3 protein-coding genes are annotated in these 4,822 nt (G+C 58.3%); all 3 read left to right on the forward strand.

The window, feature by feature from the left end:
- Nucleotides 1–887: type VI secretion system tip protein TssI/VgrG (tssI, locus tag KP22_RS20865; protein WP_039326222.1), on the forward strand; the 887-nt coding region annotated here is incomplete at its 5' end.
- Nucleotides 888–895: 8 nt separating this feature from the next.
- Complete coding sequence (locus KP22_RS20870) at nt 896–1,303, forward strand: DUF1795 domain-containing protein (RefSeq protein WP_039309219.1); 408 nt, start codon at nt 896–898, stop codon at nt 1,301–1,303.
- An 11-nt stretch (nt 1,304–1,314) separates the two neighbouring features.
- Nucleotides 1,315–4,822, forward strand: a 3,508-nt coding sequence (locus KP22_RS20875; RefSeq protein ID WP_039326225.1) for a PAAR domain-containing protein, incomplete at its 3' end; no start/stop codon positions are given.

Here is a 4,822-nt window from a genome sequence, read left to right on the forward strand (position 1 = left end):
ACAGCGGGCAACAGCCGCAGGCGCTGGAAGAGGAAAGCGGCGGTGAACCGACCACCTACAGCAACAGCTTCGAGGTCATCAGCGCCAAAAGCACCTGGCGTGCCGACCTGCCGTACAAACCGATGGTAGACGGTCCGCAGATTGCCACCGTGGTCGGCCCTGCTGGTGAAGAAATCTACTGTGATGAATATGGTCGCATCAAATTGCAATTCCCGTGGGACCGCTACGGTGCGAGCGACGACCAGAGCTCCTGCTGGGTACGCGTTAGCCAGGGCTGGGCGGGTGGCCAATATGGTCTGATAGCCATTCCACGCATCGGCCATGAAGTCATTGTCAGCTTTCTCGAGGGCGACCCGGACCAGCCCATTGTGACGGGCAGAACCTTTCATGCCACCAATCCGTCGCCGTATCCGCTGCCCGCCAACAAGACGCGCACCTCGCTGCGTACGTCAACGCACAAGGGCGCAGGCTTCAATGAGCTGCGTTTTGAAGACCAGGCCGGTCAGGAAGAGGTGTTTATCCATGCCCAGAAAGACATGAACACCGTGGTGCTGAATAACCGTAGTACATCGGTGAATGTGGATCACAACGAAAACATTGGCCGCGATCAGACGGTCGTCGTGCAGCAGAACCAGACGGTCTCCGTCATTGCCGATCAGATTACTGAGGTCCAGGGGGAGCAAACGGTGGTGGTGAAGAAAAACCGTAGCACCGTCGTGGAAGACAACGAAACATTGAGGGTGACGAACAATATTTTTATCCATGCCGAAGATGGCAGCATTCAGATTGGTACGGGTGCTGGCTATATCTCAATCAAGCACAGCGGGGATATTGAGATTGTCGGAAATAACCTCACGCTGAACGGCACCCGTATCGATTTGAACTAAGGATGACTATGTATCAGATGAATGAAGGGACGCTGGCTATCCCCGCCGATTGGCGCGATGAATCACTCCATGTTTTCGTTCTACCGGGGGATGCCATCAATCTGGTTGTCAACCGTACCCCGATTGATTTCGGTCTGACGGCAGAGACGGTTTATCAGCAGACGTTGGCCCAGTTTGCGACACACCTGAAAGGGTATGAAGAGCGCAGCGTGTGGACATTGACGCTGGATGAGCAACCTGCGCACGGTCTGGAATATACCTGGCGATCACCGGAAGGACCGATGCATCAGGTTGTCGTGATGCAAGTGCGCGGTGAGTTATTGATGACGTTTACCGTAACCGTAGCGGGCGAGCTCAGTACAGAGCAGAAAACAGCAATGCTGGCGGTGGTCGAGACCTTTAAAGCTGCCACCTGAAAGGAGTCATCATGCTGAGTGATATTCTGAACCGTGTTGCCCGCGTCGGTGCCATGCATGCAGGCAAAGGCCCGACGCCGCCTGCTGGTCGTCCTCAACCGGGTCAGGGAAAAGCCCCGACATCACCGGGCAAGACCATCAAGCACAAAAGCTTTCTCGGTGCGTTGGCGGGAGCCATCGCGGGTGCCGTCGTCGCGGCCGTAGTATTTGCCGCCGCAGCGGCAGTCGCAGGGGCGATTGCCGTGGCCGTTGTCGGGACGGGCGGCATGGGTGCCGCACTGGTTGTGGGGGCAGTCAAACTGGCGGTTGGGTTTGGTGCAGTCAGTCTGCTCGGGGGGCTGATTAGCAGCGTCTCCAGCAAAGTTTCCGCCATGGTAGACAGCGGCGCGCCACCGTTTGGGCCCGTCTCTTCTGGCTCAGGGACGGTATTTGCAGAGAAGCAGCCCCTTTCCCGTGCCGAAGTTGACACGGTCGCCTGTACCAAGCACAACTCGCCGCAGTTGATTGCACAGGGCAGTGAGACCGTTTACGTCAATGGCTCACCCGCCGCGCGTATCGACGATAAAACCGTCTGTGGTGCCACCATCAAGGAAGGGGCATCAACCGTCTTTTTTGGTTCCGGTCAGCAAACCTGTCTGGAGATCAGTGACGAATTCAGCTGGTGGGAAAAAGCGCTACTGATTGCAGTCGAGTTTCTGGTTCCCCCCAGCCGGGGCATGTTCAAAGGGCTGGGCAAGCTGTTTACGCGCGGGCCAACCGCAGTGCTCAAAGGCATGCGCATGGGGGCGTTGAGAACAGCCGTTGGGCTACGGAGAGCGGTTCGATGTGCCAGCAAAGGATTTAAAAATAGCAAAGGGTTAGCACGCATGAGGGAAGCCACCCGGGGCTTTCTGAAAGATCCGGTCTACATTCCCAGCGGGGATGTGATCGAAATGCGTCAGGATATTGAACTGGGGCAGACGCTTCCCCTGATTTTTGAGCGTACTTATCGCTCTGCCTCTAGCCATACCGGGCTACTGGGACGTGGTTGGTATGATACCTGGAGCGAAACAGCACAGGTTAGCCGCGATGGCCTGAATACCCATGTCGTCATCACGCTGGCACAGGGATATGACATTGATTTCACCTTCCATCAGGATGTGCAGTCGGTATTTTGTCCGCTCTATCCGGCTTTTACTCTACACCGACGGGCAAAGGGCTTTAGCCTATGGGATCGTGACAGCCTCACCTGGCGCGAATTCGATGTGCCTCATGGTGATCGACTACTCCTGTCTTCTATACATGATCCGCACGACAACCGCATTACCCTGATCCGCGATCCAAAAGGCTATCTGCGCAAGATACGCCACAGTGATGATATCGAGCTGTTGCTGGTGTGGCGAGGCAAGTACCTGTATCAGATACAGCGTATTGATTCCGCACAGAAAACTCTGCTGGCTGAATACCGGCAGGATGAACAGGGCCGGCTGGTCGAAGCCGATGCTGCCCACGCCTATCATCTGTTCTACGACTACGACAAAGAAAACCGACTCACGCGCTGGCATGACAACGACCAGACCTGGGCGCGCTACGACTATGATCATCAGGGTCGATGTGTCTACACCACCTGCGCCGATGGCTACCTGACGGCGCATTTTGAGTATCTCGGCGATCGCGTCGTAATGACCGACGGATTAGGTCAGCGCAGCGAATTTGGCTTCAACCATCTGCACCTGATGAGCTGGGAAAAATCCCCGTTAGGGCACGTCACCCGCTACGACTACGACGACCACGGCAACCTGCTACGTGAGATTTCCCCTGCTGGCCGAGTGGTTGAGTTCTCCTATCTGGACGATAGCGGTCTGGTCAGCGCCTTCACCGATGGCAGCGGCCATACCTGGGCCTATGACTACGACGAGGCACAGCGATTATGTGGCATCACCGACCCGCTGGGGCGCATCTGGCAATGGGCGTTCGACGATGCGGGTAACCCAGAGAAGCTCACGGGACCAGATACCCGTGAAGTACGGTTCACCTGGAATCGCCATGGCCTGCTGACGCAGGTGAGCGATCAGGCGGGAGAGGTTCAGGCACGGCTGCGTTACGATCATCGCCAGCGCTTGTTGAGTGCCAGCGATGCGCTGGGGCGCACCCAGCAGCTACGCTATGACCAACAGGACAGAGTGGTGCAGTGGCAACGGCCTGACGGGGCGCAATATCGTCTGGGATACCGCCGTGCAAGCTGGACGCTGCCGGAGCAGTTGTTACGTCCCGATGAGAAAGAAGAAAAACGTCAGTACGACAAGCATAACAATCTGCTGAGCTATGTGGACGGCAACGGCGCGCTGTGGCGCCAGAGTTACGGCCCCTTTGATCTGCTCACCTCGCGAACGGATGCACAAGATCGCACCTGGCGTTACGAGTACGACAAAGAGAGCCAACAGCTGGTCGCCGTTATCGCCCCGGACGGCAGCCGCTGGCAGTGGTGGCTGGATGCCGATGCCCGGGTCATCCGCGAGCGGGATATGGCGGGCACCGACACCCACTACACCTATGACGAAGACGGCCACTGTATCGCCATCCGTAATGGCGAAGGCGAAACCCGCCACTTCCTGTATGACGGACGCGGACTGCTCATCAAAGAAACCGCACCGGACGATACCCTGCATTACCGCTATGACGCCGCTGGCAGGCTGACCGAAGTCACCTCCGCGACCAGCCATGTCCAACTGGACTATGACCTTCGTGACCGCGTGGTGCGAGAGTGGCTGAACGGCACCCTGATTACCCGACAGTTTGATGATGCCGCACGCAGCGTGACGCGAACCCTGACCAGGGAAGACGAGAGCGACGAGGCACTGGTCAGTACCTTCAGCTACAGCGCGGCGGGTGAACTGCAACAGATACAGTTGCCGGACGGCGCGGAGCTCACCCTTGCCCATGATGCCGCAGGACGGGAATCTTCCCGTTCAGGCGGGGCATTCCTACACCACCGCGAATATGACGTGATGGGCTGGCTGACGCGCGAGATGAGCGGTCAGCAGCAGGACGGGCGTCTCCATGCCACACAGACAAGGGAATACCTGTACGACGGCGCGGGCAATCTGGCTGGCGTTCGCCACAACCGTGAAGCACAGGGCTACCGTCTGGATGCCACCGGACGCGTGCTGTCCGTCCTGAGCGGGGGCGCAGGGCGGGCGGTGGACACCGACGAAGCCTACCGCTATACCCGGAACGGTCTGCCGCAGGAGACCGCCCGACTTACCGAGTGGCAGGCGGGCAGGCTGACTCAGCACGACGATACCCATTACCAGTACGACAAAGCCGGGCGGCTGGTACGTAAACAGGTGGTTCAGCCGGGTTACCGCCCACAGGTCTGGCACTACCGCTGGGACAACCGTAACCAGCTCCGGGTTGTCGACACCCCGATGGGCGAACGCTGGTTTTACCGTTACGACCCGTTCGGGCGACGTACCGGCAAACGCTGTGAGCAGACACAGGACGATATCCGCTACCTGTGGGACGGCGACCACATCGCCG

This window comes from Pectobacterium betavasculorum, from assembly GCF_000749845.1.
GTDB lineage: Bacteria > Pseudomonadota > Gammaproteobacteria > Enterobacterales > Enterobacteriaceae > Pectobacterium > Pectobacterium betavasculorum.